At 71.7% G+C, this 1,276-nt stretch carries 1 protein-coding gene; it reads right to left on the reverse strand.

Features of this window, described 5'->3' with window-relative positions; all coding sequences use genetic code 11:
- Positions 1-9: 9 nt before the first annotated feature.
- A partial coding sequence (locus SSP24_RS42435; RefSeq protein WP_244951820.1) for a DNA cytosine methyltransferase occupies positions 10-1,276 on the reverse strand: 1,267 nt, incomplete at its 5' end.

A 1,276-nucleotide genomic window follows, 5' to 3' on the forward strand; every position in this document is an offset into this window, starting at 1 on the left:
TTGGCGTAGCTAGGCGATGTCCAGGGTGAGCTGGGACGGGGCGGGATCAGCGGCTTCGGGCGCTACGGCGGCGAGCAGCATGCGGTAGGCGAGGGCGGCTTGGTGGATAACCACGCCGTTGCCGAGGATCTTGAGCTGGTCGGAGCGGGACAGTCCCAGGTCCGCATCTGTCACCCAGCCGGGATCGGCGCCCATCATCCATTCCACGAACGCCGGGGACAGGCGGCGGTTGCCCTTGGTGCCCGCCTCGGTCGGCTCCGGCGCGGGGCGTCCCAGGACGGCTTCCCAGCGGCGGATGGCGGGGCCGTAGTCGGTGCCGTTGGTGGCCACCCACCGGTCGTCCAGGCGGACGGCCTGGCCGGGGAGGTAGTAGTTGCCGGCCGTGTCGCGCTGGTTGGGCCCGCCGTGCGGTCCGTCGGATGCCTTGGGGGTGGGCAGCAGGTTGACCACCACCTCGTTCAGCGGACGCGAGTTGGTGCCCAGCAGGTTGGAGGCGCCGGACTTCCAGTCGCGTGCTGCGGGGGTGGGCAGGAGCGTCACGGCGGTGCGCAGGTTCATGCCGCCTTTGCGCTTGGGGGAGGTGCCGGGGCCGCCGGTTCCGTCGGCGGCGGCGGGGGTGGGCAGCAGCCTCAGGTGCCTGTCGGGGGCAGCAAGAAGACCACTTCGTCCTCCAGCGTGGGCCCGTGCCCGCCCGCCTTGCGTTTGTCCGGGTGCTGGGGTCCGCCGTTGCGTCCGAGCTGTGAGGTGGGGGTCTTCAGCAGCGGGATACGCGACGGCGAACCAGCGGTCGCGGCGGTGGCAGGCTCCGACTTCGGGATCTCCAGCGCGTAGGCACATCCACCGCGCGTCGTACCCGCACGCGGCCAGGTCAGCGGCGACGACGTCGAGTCCCCGGCTTCGGATGGCGGCGACGTTTTCCAGGAACACGAGTCGGGGTCGAAGGTGGCGAATGGCGTGGGCGATGGTTTTCCAGAGTCCCGAGCGGTCACCGGCGATCCCTCCCCGAGGTCCGGCGTTGGAGATGTCCTGGCAGGGAAAGCCAGCGGTCAGCACCGCCGGGCGCGGCAGCGAGGCGGAAAGGTCCGTCCAGTCGACCGCGGTGATGTCACCGAGATTGCGGGCGTGAGGCAGGCGGGCGGCCAGCAGCCGGGAGGCGGCCGGGTCCTTTTCGCCGACCATGACCGTGGGCAGGCCGGTGACGGCTCCCACGGCCAGGTCCAGCGCGCCGGACCCGGTGCACAGGCTGATGTTGCCGCCCTCCGGCGGCACGGCGGGA

Origin of the sequence: Streptomyces spinoverrucosus, assembly GCF_006539505.1 — a bacterium.
Classification (GTDB): Bacteria; Actinomycetota; Actinomycetes; order Streptomycetales; family Streptomycetaceae; genus Streptomyces; species Streptomyces spinoverrucosus.